Origin of the sequence: Streptomyces sp. NPDC006208, assembly GCF_040613775.1 — a bacterium.
In the GTDB taxonomy this organism is placed as follows: domain Bacteria; phylum Actinomycetota; class Actinomycetes; order Streptomycetales; family Streptomycetaceae; genus Streptomyces.
The window spans coordinates 16,150-32,248 of sequence record NZ_JBEXSW010000026.1 but is presented as its reverse complement, the minus strand read 5'-3'; the positions used below and the strand labels follow the sequence as shown (position 1 = coordinate 32,248).

7 protein-coding genes and 1 pseudogene are annotated in these 16,099 nt (G+C 69.9%); 3 read left to right on the top strand and 5 right to left on the bottom strand.

Annotation, left to right across the window (positions count from 1 at the left end; all coding sequences use genetic code 11):
• Positions 1-27: 27 nt before the first annotated feature.
• A complete protein-coding gene (locus ABZ208_RS21855; protein WP_356911122.1) occupies positions 28-774 on the top strand; it encodes a peptidyl-tRNA hydrolase in 747 nt (248 codons plus the stop codon).
• Between the two features lie 180 nt (positions 775-954).
• Here the strand turns inward: ABZ208_RS21855 and ABZ208_RS21850 are convergent.
• From ABZ208_RS21850 to ABZ208_RS21830, 5 genes and pseudogenes are all read right to left on the bottom strand, one after another.
• Positions 955-1,276, bottom strand: a pseudogene (locus ABZ208_RS21850) (ISAzo13 family transposase); the annotation flags it as partial.
• 132 nt (positions 1,277-1,408) lie between these two features.
• On the bottom strand, positions 1,409-1,996 hold the full coding sequence (locus ABZ208_RS21845; protein ID WP_356911204.1) for a LuxR C-terminal-related transcriptional regulator: 588 nt from the start codon (positions 1,994-1,996) through the stop codon (positions 1,409-1,411).
• A gap of 880 nt (positions 1,997-2,876) precedes the next feature.
• Positions 2,877-5,660, bottom strand: a complete 2,784-nt coding sequence (locus ABZ208_RS21840) for an AAA family ATPase (RefSeq protein ID WP_356911121.1) — start codon at positions 5,658-5,660, stop codon at positions 2,877-2,879.
• A gap of 5 nt (positions 5,661-5,665) precedes the next feature.
• Positions 5,666-8,440, bottom strand: coding sequence for an AAA family ATPase (locus tag ABZ208_RS21835; protein WP_356911120.1), 2,775 nt, complete (start codon positions 8,438-8,440; stop codon positions 5,666-5,668).
• Between the two features lie 69 nt (positions 8,441-8,509).
• Complete coding sequence (locus ABZ208_RS21830; protein ID WP_356911119.1) at positions 8,510-11,395, bottom strand: AAA family ATPase; 2,886 nt, start codon at positions 11,393-11,395, stop codon at positions 8,510-8,512.
• Positions 11,396-12,305: 910 nt separating this feature from the next.
• Between ABZ208_RS21830 and ABZ208_RS21825 the strand changes: the two genes are divergently transcribed.
• Positions 12,306-14,438 (top strand): chorismate-binding protein, encoded by a 2,133-nt coding sequence (locus ABZ208_RS21825; RefSeq protein WP_356911118.1) that lies wholly within the window; start codon positions 12,306-12,308, stop codon positions 14,436-14,438.
• A gap of 540 nt (positions 14,439-14,978) precedes the next feature.
• The gene (locus ABZ208_RS21820; RefSeq protein WP_356911117.1) at positions 14,979-15,737 is read left to right on the top strand and encodes an alpha/beta fold hydrolase; all 759 of its coding nucleotides are present in this window, start codon (positions 14,979-14,981) and stop codon (positions 15,735-15,737) included.
• Positions 15,738-16,099 lie beyond the last annotated feature (362 nt).

Below are 16,099 nucleotides of genomic sequence, written 5' to 3'. Positions count from 1 at the left end.
CGCTGGGGCGGCTGGCAGACTGAACGCGTGAGCAGCGAAAACACCCCCACCGACAACCCCGGCAGCCCTTTCCGGCACGAGAGGACCTCGCGCGACGAGGCACCGCAGTTCGTCCTCCCGCTCGTCGTACACATCGAGAAGGCCGAACCCCCGGCCCGTACCGACGCGCTGGAGACCGCGGCCCGCGCGGTGCTCGCCATCCTCGGCGACGAGCGGTCAGAGGGCGACGGGGAGTGGGCGCGGTCCATGCGCGACTGGCACGACGGCCGGATCCGCAAGGTGGTGCGCCGGGCGCGCGGCGCGGAGTGGCGCAAGGCCGCGGCACTGCCCGGCATCACGGTGACCGGTACGACCGCCGAAGTACGGGTATTTCCGCCCGTTCCGCTCGACGGCTGGCCCAAGGAACTGGCCAAACTGCAGGTTTCGGGCACCGAGCTGGCCGACCCCGAGCCGCCCGGGGCCCCCGACCTCGCCGGACCGGTGCTGTGGCTGAGTCCCGAGATCAAGATGTCGGCGGGCAAGGCCATGGCCCAGGCGGGACACGGCGCCCAGCTGGCCTGGCTGGACCTTCCGGACACGCAGCGCAAGGCGTGGCGGGAGGCCGGGTACCCCCTGTCGGCGCGTACGGCCGATGCGGCACACTGGCGCACACTCACGGTCAGCGGCCTTCCGGTGGTGCGCGACGCGGGCTTCACGGAGATCGCGCCCGGGATAACTCTTGCAGTGGAGGGGGCCCACCGCGTCGGTACTCTCCCGCGCCTACCACGGCAGTAGGCGGGCTACTGTGCGTCGACGTCTCCGACAGCCCGCTGATCGCCGTCAACTCCCCGTGGACTGCGGGGGCTCCGGCGGAAGGAGTCGGCCGAACGAGCCCCGGGAATAGCCAGTGGGCCAAGTTGCCGTCGGCATGGGGCGTCGATCCGCTCGTTGGCAGACTGGTTGGGCCCTAAAGAATCAAGGCGTGGGTTTTGCCTGTGGTGTGACAGTGACGCCGTGTGCGGTGGTGCAGACGAGGAGGCCGGTCAGTGTGGTCAGGTGTCCGCTGCGGGAGCGAGGGTGTGCCCGTGCTGGTCCATCTGCTGTCCGATCTCGCCGGTGGCCTGGCGGATGGTGTCCTTGCTGACGGTGAACAGGGGGACGAGCATGGTGGGCGACAGGGCGAGGTGCTGGTGCAGCGCGGTGGCCAGGACGCGGTCAGCCCGGTCAGTTCGGTGCTGGTCATGCCGGTCAGGGTGGGGTGCGACAGGGCCTCACGCTCAAGGCGAGCTGCCGGTCCGCTGGAGTTCGCCGGCTGCGTGGGCCGGGGGGTGCACGGTGTAGTTGCATTCCCCGTGTGAACCGCCCCGGTTCACACGGGGCAGGCCTGAGCCTCCAACGAACCCAGGACGGTTCACAGCAATCACCACTGTCAGTTCTTGATGAAGTCCGGAACCACCTTGGGCGGCCAGATGCCAACCTTCAGTACGCCCATGGAGTAGGCACGAGAGACCAATGCGGCCCGGTTCGGCACACGTAATTCCCGCAGCAGACCAGTCACGTGGTACTCGATGCCCTGCCGGCTCAGGTGCAGCCGTGAGGCGAGCGGGATGGTCGACAGTCCGGAGGCTATGCCCTCAAGTATGCGGGCGTCGATCGGGCTCAGGAGCTTCTTGTTGCGACCACTTACGGCCGGCTCCGAGTCGGCTGAACCAGTTCCCGCGTTGGGCATCATGACGAGGATGGACGACTCATCCGGGAGTCCGCCGCGCACCATGATGGCCGTCAGCGGGACAGTGAACGTAGCGTCGTCCGGTCCCACCGCGATGACGTCGGCGGCGAACCGGTCGCGGCGGCCCTCGGTGAGGCCGGAGAACTGGCGCATCAGCGGCTGCTGGACGCTCGGATGGACCAGGTCACTGAAGGTCCGGCCGCACAGCTCCGCCGCCGACTTGCCGAACTGCCAGAAGAACTCTTCGTTGGCCTGCTGGATGGTCAGGGCATGGTCGAGCCGGGCCATGCTCAGGCGGCTGTCGCTGGCGAACCCCGTCCGGGGCAGCCGACCGTCCTCGAAGACGGGATCGTGGACGTGGGCCTTCGGGGCGGGGAGGGAAGAAGTGACGGAGCTCGTCTGACGTCGTGGGTTGGTGACCTGCGGCATGATCGCCCTTCGTACGGTGGGGGTCCGTATGCACAGCGCACTATCGTCTTGGGCGTTCCCTCGTGGAACGCCCTCGTCAACGGATCGCGGTGGGTCGAGCCACTCGCGCATGACATCGTTGGCGAAGACGACGCTTTCCTCGTCGCCCTCAGTAGGGGTACGCCGGCCTGCGCAGCAGTTGGTCCTTCGGTGATGGATGGACGGGGACAAACGGGGGGACGGTCTGCACGGCGATGGCCTGCCCGATCCACCGTCGTCCGGCGGACCGCGTCAAACGCGACAGTGACCTCGCCGGCGGCCTTGCACCGCCGGGACTGAGCCCCAGCGTGATGCCCGCATCAGGTGGACATCCAACGCTGGAGAGGGGGACAGCAGGGACCAACCAACTCACCACCGCCCATGGCCGCCCTTCAGGATTTCAAAGGACTCTCCTTTCTTGTGTGAAGTAACGGCCGGGGAGAATACGGATCATGGGACGCGCACGTTTCACCGAGTCCTTATCACTGGAACATAGTTGAACCATAGAGATTCCCTGATGATCCGGTCAACGCGATCCGCCCTACTCGCGCCGATTCTGTGGGGTTACCCCAGGAAGGTTCGGTCAGCGCCACGAGCATCGCACCTTCACTTCGGTACGGTCGCAAACGAGCAGGTCAGACAGGCAACCCCAACAAAATCGCCCGGTCTTTCGATCGAGTTTCAACCGAAGGACCGGGCGGATGCGCGAACAGTTCCCCTTTCAACAAGGAGCGTGTGCGTGCGTGTCGTGCAGAACTGCAGCAAGCTGACACCTGCCCGAAACTCCGAGTTTACGATAGGAATTCGTAAGATGCTTTTCCACGGCCCGTGCACTGACTTGAAGTTCAGTCGCAATTTCCCGATTGGTGAGGCCGCTGACAGCCAATGCGGCCACGCGGCTCTCGGTACGGGTCAGCACCGCCGCCGCGGTGCGGGCCGAGGCCCTGCGCGCCACCGCCGCGGGTACCCATGGCACGCCGCAGGACTTCGCCAGTTCTCCCGCCTCGCGCAACAGCCGGTTCGACTCCGCGCCACTGCCCAGCATCTGCCCCAGATCGCGCACAGCCCTGAAGAGCTCCAGCTCGTTGACGGAGCCACGGAGCGTCTCGACGGCCTCCCGTAGCAGATCGACGCTCGCGCCCGTCCCTTCCGTCAGCGCCTGCAGCCGTAGTGCCCTGCCAATGGCTACCGGCGCTCCCCACTCTCTCGCCTGCGAGTACTCCTCGACCGCGAGTGTCCGGGCGATGTGGTGGTCACCGAGCCGGTGGGACAGGGAGATCGCCCAGGGGCGCCACGGGAAGAGAACAGGGTTGCGCCACCCCGCGCACTCCAGTTGGCGACCGCAGTGCATGGCGGTGTCCAGTGCCGCGGTGGCATCTCCAGCCTGAGCCTCCTGCGAGATCCGCAACAGGCTCAGCAGCGCGGCTGGGACCGGCCCGAGCGGCTGGCCTGGCGCCTCCGTCGCCACCCGCGTCTCCAAGTGCGCATCCTGTGTCGACAGCGTCAGCGCGGCGAGTACGGCGGCGTAGAAACAGCGGCGCTCCTCGCTCACGGTCCCATCCAGGTCGACGACGCGCTGCGCCTCCTCACGCGCCTGGGGCAACCGGCCCAGAGCAAGCTGGAACAGCTCGCGCTGGGCATGCCCCACGGCACCGGGCGTGCCACCATCCCTGCTTGCGCTCTGCTGGGCAGCATTCAGCCAGGGCTCGGCAGCCTGTACGGAATCGGCCCCCACCAGGGTCAGCAGGACCAGGTGGACCACCGAGCCGTGGCCGGGGGCGGTGGCCGCCTCCCATTCCAGGATGCCGCGGGCCTGCCGCGCAACCTCCGACGCCTCGCCGTCGGCGCCGAGCGCCGACGCGTACAGCAGCACGGCCAATAGTTCCCGGCCACCGCGCGTGCGGACGAGGACGGAAGGCTCCAGCGCCCGCAGCCTCGCGACGGCATCGGTGAGTTGCGCGTAGTCGCAAAGGCCCGCGTAGCGCAGCCTCGCTTCCAAACGGTGCGCCTCCTCACTGCCGGCGCCTTCCTGAGCATCAGGACCCGCCAGATCCTCGGCAGCCCGTCTGAACAGGTCGATCCTCGCGGGGCTCAGGGGGGCGGTCAAACAGGGCGAGAGCTGCAGCGCGGCAGTGGCCCGGTCACGGGCCGTGGGGAGCAGGGGCACAGCCTGAGCGATGTGGCGTTCGGCGGCGGTCGGGTCGAAGGACCCCTCCGCAGCAGCTAGTTCAACCAGGAGCCGAGCCCTCGTCCGGTCCTGCTCGACCGCGTCCAGCAGCGCCCGTTGCAGATACCGGGCGGCCAGTTCCGGCGCGCTTCTGTGTGCGGCAGCGTCCGCCGCGCTGCGCAGAACCGGAACGGACCAAGAGTGCCTGGAGGTGGGCACCTCCATCAGGTGGGCAGCTACCTCTTCCGCCGGGCGACCGTGTTCATACAGGATCTCGGCGGCGGCTTCGTGCCGACGCTGGAGCTCGGCGGAACTCATCGAGCACTCGACCGCTTCGCGCACCGCCGGGTGCGCGAAGCGCGGCCGGCCCGCCTCAGCCAGCAGCCCAAGCCGGTGCAGCGCGCGCAGTGCCGTCGCCAGGCCGACGTCGTCGAGGCCCGCGAGCCGGCCGACAAGGTGGGAGTCCTGCTGCCCGTCCGGGGTGGCGATGGCGAGCCCAGCCGCTGCGTCCCTGACCGGTTGCGGTTGCATGAGCAGGCAGCTCGTGATCCGGTCCCGGAGCCGGACAGAGTGCGGCGAGCGCGCGACGTGGGCGTTGCCGGCCAGTGGCCGGCAACCGGTGGCGGAGAGTTCAGAGAGCCCGGAGAGAAGGAAGAGCGGATTGCCCCGGGAAGTCTCGTGGCACGCCCGCACGAACTCCTTGTCGGCGGGCCGGCCCAAGTGCTCGCGGACGAGTTCCCCGGTGGCGGCCAGGGACAGCGGCGCGGGTCGCAGGACGTGTGCCGAGGCCGCCGCGACCTCCTCGACCAGCGGGTCGCCCGCACCGGGATCGCCGTCGCGCAGTGTGCACACGAGCAGCATCCGCAGGCCCTCCAGGCGCAGGACGAGATGAGCGAGCCAGCGCAGCGACCAGGCATCCGCCCACTGCACGTCGTCGACGAGAACCAGCAGAGGTACCGTGGCGCTCACTTCGGCCAGCAGCGAGCGCAAGTCCCGCAGAATCGTTTCGTCCGGTGCGTGGGTGTCGTAGTCCAAGACCTGCCGGGCGGCTTCTGCGCCGGCGAACCAGTGTTCTCGGGCCTGGCTGGATGCAGTGGTCAACACACTGTCAAACAGCTGGCGTACCACCCCGAAGGCAAAGTCCCGTTCCCCCGCCGCCGCGTTGGCCCGTAACAGGTGCACCGTCTTCGGATCGACGCGCTCGGACAGTTCACGTAACAGCGCCGATCGACCAATTCCCAGGGGGCCGGCCACCAGAAGGAGCGAGGATCTCCCTCCGGCAGCGGCGCGCAGAGCGCCCTGTGCCACCGCCAGTTCGGCTCCTCGGTCGAGCAGCATCGCGTTCAGTGTCCTTCCGTCGCGCGGACCAGTGCCCGCAGTTCCTGACGCCCGTTGATGCACAACTTGCGGTACACCCGGGCTAGCCGGAGTTCCACGGCACGGCTGGAGACCTGCAGCACAGCGGCTATGTCACGGTTGCTGCGGCCGATGCCGGCGAGCAGTGCGGCCTGCCGCTCACCCGGGGAGAGCACGTCCCAGCCCGGAACCGGTACCGTTTCGGCGGCCATTCCGGCCAGGGCACGAGCCCGGGCCGCCATCGGGGCTGCCGGATGGGCGGCGGTCAGCGCGCTCAGTTCGACCAGGGACACCGCCGCCAGCTGCCGGTCACCCCCGGGGGCGGTCAACTCCGTGGCGGTGAACTCGGCGAGCACGCGGGCGTATTCCGGACCGGTCGGTCCGGACCGGACTGCTTCCATGGCCGAGCGGAGGGTGGCCAGACGGTCTTTCCGCGCGGTCACCAGGACTGCAGTCAGCTCGGCCCAGGCGACGCTGCTGCCGATGCGCCAGCGCCGGGCGAGCGTCAGCTCCTGCTCGCTGAGGCTCAGGGCCGCGTCTGCATCACCCGCGGCGTGGCAGGCCAGCGCGGTCAGCGAACGCCAAGGCACCAGAGCGGGATTGAGATGGTGACGGCTCAACAGCCGGCGGCCGCATTCCAGCAGCTGGTCCCGCGCCTCCGCGGGGCTGCCGGAGCGCAATGCGACCACGCCCCGGGCGAACAGCAGATGGGGCCAGTACTCGCTGTGTTCGGCAGCGGACGGCATGGGCATGGTGACGCGGTCACGGGCTCGCTCATCACGGCCGCTCTCCACGTCGACGATGGTGCCGATGCCGTGCAAGTGCGGCAGGACGGCGGCCGACCGCACGAGCAGGCCCACCGCCTGCTCGGCCTCCCGCAGGTCCCGCTCGGCCTGGGCAAGCCGACCACGGCGCAGATGGACCTCGCCGCGCAACGCGAGAAGGCGCGGGGCAGCCAGCCGGAGCCGGCTGCCGCCGAGTGTGCCAAGCAACCGGTTCAAGCCGGCTTCCGCCTCGTCCAGCGCGTCGGCGAGGCACAGGGCCTTGCAGGCGGCCAGCGTAGGCTGGACGAGCGGGCCGTCGGACCGGTGATCGTAGGCCAGGGCCGTCCGCGCCAGGCTCCGGACTTCGTCGAGCGCCTCGCCGTACAGGGCCAGTTGCCAGGCACGCACGGCGGCCTGAGCGGGTGAGGCCGGCCGCTCAGGAAGCGGTGGGACCGAGGGAACGGACACCACGTCGTGCTCCTGAGCGGTGGGGTCGGCGGCCCAGAACAGCGCGAGCATATCCTCCCGTTCGGCGCCGGTCGCCTCCGTCAGCACGTCCGTGAGAGCGCGGCGCACAGCCCGGGTGCCGCCTGCGGTGATGCCGAGGTCGGCGGCGGCTACACGCACCACGACGGGGTTGCCGGGCGTGCGGATCAGCCGCTCGATCCGCAGATCACCCGCCTCAGGCTCGGTGACCAAGTGCACGGCGGCCAGTTCCAGGTCAAGCCGCGCGCGCTCGGCGGGGTCCCGTACCTCCTGCGAGGCCCGGGTGAGCAGTACGACGGCGCGCCCGTGTGTGTCGTCCCGGACCGCCCGGTCCGCGTCCCGTCGCAGCGTCCGCACCGCCCAAGGCGCTGCGATCGGGCGGGCGCCGAGCAGCAGATCGGCCACCGCCCTGTCCTCGGCTCCGGCGCGATGGGCAAGTTCGGCGGCCTGCGTGTGCAAGTCGGTCCGGTCAGCTGCGGTCATCCCCTCCAGGACCCGCGTGCGCAGGGACGGTTCGACCCGCAGACGGCCGCCCGGCAGGCCCTGGATACCGACCGTCTGCGTCAAGGCGGCGCGCAGCCGGTGCTGGTTGAGACGGGTCGCGCGTGCGAGAGCGCACACGAAAGGGAAGTCGAGCAGGTCTCCGCAGACAGCCAGGGCCCGTACCACCGCGCCCCCTTCCGAGCCGAGCGTGTGCATCGCGTGGACGAGGTGGTCGCCGCGTACCTCGGTGCCGATCGTGTGGAGGAGCGACACACGGGCTGCGCCCGTGTGGTGCCCTAGGGCGCCGAACCGCAGCAACAGGTCGTGGAGCACCGCGGGTTGGCCGCCGCTGATCCGGCCCGCCTCCGCCGCGAACCGCTCATCGTTCCCCGGCCCACAGATCCGCGTGACCGCGGCTGCGACCTCATGCGGTGACAGCGGCGCCAGGGGCAGGTGGTGGCAGGAGGCTGGGCCCGGAGCAGAGCCGAGCGCGCTCAGCCATCCCGGTTCATCGGCCACCGCTTCGCTGCCACCGCACGCGACGACGAGCGGCAGACCGGCGGACCGGCGCAGCAGCGCCTGGAGCCAGTGCAGCGACTCCCGGTCGAGCCAGTGCGTGTCCTCGACGGCCAGGACGGTCGGGTGCTCACGCACGGCGCGCAGCACCCTCGTCAAGCCCGGAAGAGGCTCGGGTCGCGCTGCCCGATGGCTCGTGGCCATGCCGTCGAGTTGGTCCAGCAACTGTGTCACCACGGCATACGACTGCTCCTTCTCCGACAGGACGGCGCGGGCGTGCAGCACCCGGCGACCGGCCGTGCGTGCCCGGTCCACGGCCCAGCGGACGAGGGCGCTCTGGCCGGATCCACTTCCGCCCGACAGCGTGACCAGTACCGGGCCCGCGGTGTCCAGGGCGTCGACCAGCGCCGCCAGGCGCGTCCGTTCCCGTTCACCGGTGCAGGGCGGCAGATGTGTGGCGGCCGTCGCCGACTGGGCGTGGTGGAACCGGGAGGAGTTGGCCGAATAAGTCATCCGGTGCTCACCTGGCTGTCCAGCCTCCGCTCCTTCGTCCGTGGCGTGCGTCTCCGGCAGGGCGGACATTCACGTTCCCTCCAGCACTGATGCGCCCGGGAGCTGCATCGAGCGGCCCTGGACGGCGCGCAGAGCGAGGCCGAGTCCCTCCCGTCGACGCACCCCGAGCTTGCGGTAGACATTGGTCAGATGGGACTCGACGGTCCGCACGGTGACGAACAGTCGTTGTGCGATCTGGCGGTTGCTCGCTCCGGACACCGCCAGTCCGGCCACCTTGAGCTCGGTCGTGGTAAGCAGACCCCCAGTCGACGTACCGGTGGCGCCCGCCATCCGTCCTCCGGCGGAGACCAGCAGGTTGCGGGCCGACTCCGCCAGCGCGAGCGCGCCGCAGCCACCGGCGAGGCCCGCCGCCCTGCGCAGCCGGTTCCGGGCGGCGGTCTCGTCGCCGTGCAGGAGGAGGGCTCGGCCAAGGGCGTATTCAGCCCGGGCGCATTCGGCAACAGCGGGTGAGCGGGACAGGTGATGCACCGACTCGGCGAGCAGATCGACCCCTGCCCGGCCCCGAGTGAGCACGCCCCGTGCAAGCGCGGCAAGGCCGAGGGCGCGTGGCGTTCCCCAGCGGCGGGCGCGTTCAGCTCCCTGGTCGGCGAGTTCCCTGCCGTCGGCGGGGTGGCGCATGGCCGCGAGGATGAGGCAGGCCTCCGCCCACCACGGGGTGACCACCGGGTTCACCACACCGGCAGCCTCCTGTGCCCAGCCGCACTCGCGCAGCAGCCGAAGGGCCTGCGCGGGGTGACCGGCGGCCCAGCGGGCCCGAGCCCGGGCGTACAGGTACAGCTGGTTTTCGATGGCGGAGCTGCTCGGTTCGGCGCGGCTGATCCCGTCCAGAAGGCGCTCCGCCCGCTGGGGCTCGCCCTGGTCGACGAGAGCAGACGCCAGCACCGCACGCGCCTGCCGCATCCACGCGTCACTGCCCGATTCGCCCACCGTGTCGATCGCGACGCGGGCCGCGGCGGTGGCATCGAAGAAGGCGCCGTCGCGGCGCAGCAAGGTGGACCGTGTGGTCAGGGCAAGTACGCGAGTCCAGGAGGCCGGTTCATCGGCGGTGCGGCGTAGCACGGTGTCGAGTGCGGCGTGCGCGTCCGCGGTCTCGTCGGCGAGGGCGAGGGTGGTGGCGGCGGCTAACTGCAGCCAAAGCGGTTGTTTGGGGGCGGCGACGAGCACCCGGCGGACGTCCCGCACCGCCCTCTCCCGGGAGTGGCCGGACAGTGCGTCGTGCAATGCGCCGAGCGCCGCTGTCTGGAGCGGGTCGCTGAGGCCGGTTCGCACCTGGTGCGGCGCCGTTACGGGACCGTGGGGTTGCCGGCCCGCCGTGTCAGTTCGACGCCGCCCCATGAGCAGCAGGACGGCCGCCACCTGGTCGCGCAGCTGTACGTCGGTCTGCGAGTCGTTCGTGAGGGTGTCCCGGGCGGCTTCCAGGGCCTCCAGCAGTTCCGCCCGGTGAGAGGCCGGGAGGGGCACGGTCAGGCAGGCCATGGCGTATTGGACCGCGATGCTGGCTCGTGCGGCGGTGTCTGCGGCGTCGGCGAGTGCGGTTCGGAACAGCGCAGCCGCGGCCAAGGGGTCGGTGGGGGTCACGGCGAGGGCGAGCCGCAGTCGGGCTTCGGCGTCGTCCGGCTCCGCCTCCAGGGCACGGCGCAGGAAACCGGCCGCGTCGCTGAAGGCGCCGCGCTGCTCGGCCCAGGCGGCGGCATCCCGCAGTACTGCCGCCATCCACGGTTCGTGGACTTGGGGCAGCTCAACCAGATGCCGGGCCACCTGGTCGGCCGGGCTGCCAGCGTCGCTGAGCAACAGGGCGGCGCGCGCGTGCAGTTCTGCCCTCTGGCTGACACTGAGCGACTCTAGAAGCGCGTCCCGTACGGCGTCGTGCACCACTTCCGCGCCATCAGGGGACAGGGCTCCGGCGTGGCGCAGTACTGTCACCGCCTCTTCGGCCGACCCGCGATCCACGTCCGCCAGGACCGCGATGTACTTGAGGGGTTCGGTGCCGAGCAGCGCGACGGCAGCCGCGGCGCTCCGCAGGTCGGCGCGCTCACGGGCGAGCACGCGCCGCACCGACCTGGCTCCCATGCGAGCGCCCAATTCCACCGCCTGGCGCGCGCCCGCCTCGTCCGGGCCGGCCCCCCGGCGTCGCAGTTCGCGCAGCAGTCGTACAGCGGTCCGCGGGTTGCCGCCGGTCACCGCGGCCACGTCCCGGGCCAGTCGGGGGTGCACCGGTGTCCCGAAGACCTGCTCGGCCAGGCTGCCGACGGTGTCGGTACCGAGAGCGCCGAGGTGCAGGAGGGACATCGCGGGTTGCGCAAGGAGGCCGGCCCAGGCCTCGGGGGCTCGCAGACGGGCCTCGGAACGCCGTGCGAGGAGGACCAGCAGGGGGTGCCCGGCCGCCCGCCGCAGGATGAAATCCAGCCAGCGCAAGGAGTGTTCGTCGCAGTCGTGGGCATCGTCGAGCGCGAGGATGAGTGGTCGATGCGCCATCAGACGTAAGGCGTGCCTGTGGAGTCGGCGGAACACCGGGTAAGCGGTGGGGAGGCTGAACCGTTGTGTACCCCCGGGTCCGGGCAGGAACTCAGCCGGATGGCCGGCACCCCCGTCTGTCTCCTCGCGGTGCGTTGCCGGGGTGCCCGTCGCCGCGAACAGGGCCCGTAATCCGGAGTATGCCCCGGCCCCTCCGGCCGCCTCCCCGCAGTGGCCGCGCAGCACCGTCATGCCCCAGCATCCGGGGGTACGCAGCAGCGAGTCGAGCAGAACGCTCTTCCCGAAGCCGGAGGGCGCGGTGAGGATCGCGCATCCGGTATCGCCGCGGCGCGCGGCGCTCACCCGCGCGACGAGTGCTGCCAGTTCGTTGTCGCGGCCGAGCAATACGTCGTGCTGCAGTATTTTCCCATGGTTACGCACGCAACCCCCTCGCACCCTCAACACACCTTTTAGCAACATTGCTCGGCGACCGACTCGCTCGCGAATTTGCAGCAAATTTCCGCCGAGGTGAGCAGCGCACCCAAACAGCACGAATCACATTTGCGCAAGCTTGCGAGGATCGCCGGAGCACCCCCCTGGTTCCGGAGGATACCTCCTTTGGGTAGCCGAGATAGCAGGGGGCGCGCCGCCATGAAAGTTCCCGTCATCACATCACTAAACCCGATTCGATAAATTGCGACAAAGGTGACGAACAGTCACAAATCTTGCTCTTCCAACTGCGGAAGTCTAAGGAATTCCCGGCGCCGACCATGAGATTACATAGGGATGCAATGTGGACCCCGGCCTCGGACAACGGGGGGAGCGACGAGCGCCGCGACAAGAACGATTCCGCCCGTCGACCTTCCGGAACTCGGACACCCCGCCAGGGCGCGGCATGGCGCCGCCCGGCAGCTCCCGCGACTGAATTCAGAGGGTCGAGGGTTCGAACGGATCGACGTGACAATCAGCACACACTGTCTGGACGACTTCGGCGCCCACCACGCAGGTACTCTTTCCGAAGTTGACCCATCCCCGAGAACGCGACGCGATCCGGCCATTCGTTTTCGGCCCGCATCCCACTCATCGGCACCGGCTCTCCATCGATCAACCACTCGGATAAGTCCGCCCAGTGCAGCCTTCCGGGTAATTTTCCGCGAACGACGCTCCCTCTCCTGAAAATTCTCTGATTCGACTTCCGGCCGCGGTTTCCCCTTCCGGAATCCCATCGAGGAAACGCTTTCCCCTCGCGCCAGACAGCACAGGAGACCGACCCACCGGGCCGCTTCCTGGCCCGATTCAACTGGCCGCAAGCCCCGGTCCCGCCCAAGCATGTGCGGAACAAGGACCCGTGATGCGCACTCTGCTGGTCGACAACTACGACTCGTTCACCTACAACCTGTTCCATCGCATCGCCGAAGTGAACGGACGCGAGCCCGAGGTCGTCCGCAACGACGACCCCGCCTGGCGTCCCGGCCTGCTCAAGGGCTTCGACAACGTGCTGCTGTCCCCGGGGCAGGGCACCCCGCTCGAGACCGCCCGCTCCGGTATCTGCGCCGAAGTAACCGCACACGGACGGCTGCCGGTGCTCGGGGTGGGTCTCGGCCACCAGGCCATCGCCCTGGCGCACGGCGGTTCGGTGGGCCGGGCCCCCTGGCCGTGCCATGGACGCACCTCACCCGTGCGGCACACCGGCAGCGGTCTTTTCCACGGCCTGCCCAACCCGCTGGAAGTGGTCCGCTACCACTCCCTCGCGGTCACCGGCCTCTCGCCCGCCCTGGAGCCGACCGCCTGGGCGACGGACGACGGCGTGGTCATGGCCCTGCGGCACTGCGCCCTCCCCCTGTGGGGCGTGCAGTTCCACCCCGAGTCCGCCGGCGCCGAGACGGGCCCTCATCTGCTGGCCAACTTCCGTGACCTCACCGAGCGGCACGGCCGTGTACGAACCGTTCTGCCGATGCACGCTCCCATGCCCCCCAGAGCGCCGGGCCGGTCCCCGCGCGGCGGCCGGCCGCCCCAGCGGCGACGCCAACTGCGGGTGCTGCTAAGGCGACTGCACGGCCACAGGAACGCCGAGGCCGTCTTCGACCGGCTGTTCCGCTCCGGTGACCATGCGTTCTGGCTGGACAGCAGCCGGACCGGCGTCGGTGCAGGGCGTTTCTCCGTACTGGGCAACGCCGACGGGCCGCTCGCCCGAATCGCCACCGCGAACGTCGCCAAGGGCACCGTGTCCGTTCAGGCGGCGGGGTCGGTGGAGGTCGTACGCAGCGGCTTCCTGGACTTCATCGAAGCGGACCTGCGCTCCCTCGCGGTCGACTGCCCGGACGTGCCGTGCGACTTCGCGCTCGGCTGGGTCGGCTTCCTCGCCTACGAGTTGAAGGCCGAGTGCGGGGGCGCGCGAGCCCACCGGTCACGGCATGCCGACGCCGTCATGGTCTTCGCCGACCGAGCAGTCGTCCTGGACCACGACACGGACACCCTCCATCTGCTCGCCCTCGCCGAGGAAGGGCAGGAAGCCCCGGCGCGGGCCTGGCTCAGCACCGCCCACGCAACCCTCACCCACCTGCGGCTGCCGCATGCCTCGGCCGCCTCTCACCCGTCGGCCGCCACGCCGGTACGACTTCGACTGCGTCACGAGCGCGAGCGGTACCTCAGGCTCGTCGACGCCTGCCTGGAGGAGCTGGCGGCCGGTCGCAGCTACGGCGCGTACCTGGCCAACATGATCGAGGCCAGAACGGGCCTCGACCCCTGGCACGCCTACCGATCCCTGCGGCGGATCCATCCGGCTTCGTTCGGAGCCTTTCTCAGCTTCGGTCCCTTGTCAGTGCTCAGCGCCTCCCCCGAGCGTTTCCTTCACGTCAACCAGGACGCACGGGTGGAGTCGACCATCGTGGGTGGCTCCCGGCAGCGCGGAGCCACCCCGCAGGAGGACGCGCTGCTGGTCGCGGACCTGGCGACCAGTGAGCGGGACCGGGCCGAGCATCTGACACTCGTTGACGTTGTCCGGCACGATCTGGGCTCCCTCGCCCTCACCAGCAACGTCTCGGTCGATCCGTTCTTGGATGTGGAGACGGGTGCCTCGGCCCACCGCATGGTGAGCACCGTACGGGCAAAACTGCGCGCGGACGCCGGAGCCGCGGCCGCGGTGCGCTCGGCTTTCCCGGGTGCCTCGGTCACGGGCGCCCCCAAACTCGGCACGACTCGGATAACCGACCGGCTGGAGAGCGGCCCCCGCGGCATCCACGCGGGCGCGGTCGGGTATTTCTCCCTGACCGGTGCGGCCGACTTCGCCCTCGCCACACACACCGCGTTGCTCACCGGCCACGGACTGCGCTATGGCGTCGGCGCCATCATCACCGCGGCGTCCGACCCTGACCACGTGCTCGAGCAGACCGCCCTCCAGGCAGAACCGCTGCTGACCCTGTTGGGTGCCCGCCTGCCCGGGCGCGGCAAGGCTGTGCGTGCCTCCCGGGGGCGGCACTTCTAGGGTTTTCCCGAATGTCCCTGCCCGAGTATCGAAGGCAACCGTCCCACCCTCCGCGGCAGGAGGCCGGGGTACCGGACCGACCAACCCATAGGAGTCAGTGATGTCCTGACCCAGTCCAACGCCTCCCCCGCATCAGGAAGGAGACGAGAACGTGATCTAGGCACATGGCGTCAGCAAAGCCTTCGGCTCCCTACGCGCACTCAACTCGGTCGCCCTGTCCACTCCTCGGGAACGGTACTGACGCTACTCGGCCACGACGGAGCGGGCAAACCACCCCTGTCGGCATTCTGACCGCGGCCCTGGAGCCCTCCGTCGGCCGGGCGACGGTGCCGGCTTCGACATGACCCGCGAGTGCCTGCAGGCCCGGCGGCGCATGGGGCTCAGCGGCCACCACGGCCCGCCGCGTCAGAGCGGGACGCGGTGCACAGTACGCCGACCTGTGTCCCGGCCTGGCGATCACCGTGCACAAGGACTGAGCACGCGCACCGTCGCAACCCCGCGGCCCTGTCGCCACTCCCCAGCAAGAAAGGACCCGAGCTGTTGAACAGCGTGGACGACGACCTGGCCATGTGGGTCAGGCGATATCACCCGGCGCCCGGCAATGCCCCCCGGCTGGTCTGCTTCCCGTACGCCGGCGGGTCGGCCAGCTTCTACCTGCCCATGTCGACCGCCTTCTCCTCCAGCGCCGACGTCATCGCCCTGCAGTATCCCGGCCGACAAGACCGCAGGCTGGAGCCCTGTGTCACCGACATCGGGGAACTGGCTGACCGGATCACCGACAAGCTCCTCCAACTGGACGAGAAACCGACCCTGTTCTTCGGTCACAGCATGGGGGCCGTCCTCGCCTTCGAGACGGCGTGGCGACTGGAGCAGAAGGGCTCAGGAGCCGCGCCCCGAGCCCTGGTCGCGTCGGGGCGCCGGGCGCCCTCCACCCATCGCGCGGAGAGTGTCCACCGGCGCGACGACGACGGCATCATCGCCGAGTTGAAGATCCTTGACGGTACCGACCAGAAGGTGCTGGGCAACGAGGAGATCCTACGCATGGCGCTGTCGGCCATCCGTGGCGACTACGAGGCGATCGAGAGGTACCACTGCGGCGAACAGCGCCGCGTGAGCTGCCCAATCACCGCTCTGACCGGCGACGCCGACCCGCGCACCACCATCGACGAGGCAACGGCCTGGGAGCGGCACACCGACGGCTCCTTCCGACTGGAGGTGCTGCCCGGCGGGCACTTCTTCCTGACGGGGCAGCAGGCCGCGGTCGTGTCCCTCATATCCCGCGAACTCGGGCGGCTGTGATGCGTACGCTGCTGGTCGACAACTACGACTCCTTTAACCTGCAACCTCTTCCACCACACGCCAAGGTCAACGGCGATGAACCCGAGGTCGTGCGCAACGACGACACGGCCTGGGGCCCGGAGCTGCTGGACTCCTTCGACAACGTCGTCCTCTCGCCCAGTCCCAGCTCCCCGCACCGCCTGGCCGACTTCAGTTCTGCTTCGAGAACGCTGCCAGGGTCGGCTGCCCGGCCTCGGGGGGCCTGGGCAAACAGGGCCTCGTCATCTTCCAAGGCGCCCGGGTGAGTGCGCCCCTCAACCGCGCCACGGCCGCATCTCCCCGGTACGGCACGACGACACCGGTCTGTTCGAGGGTCCGCCCGC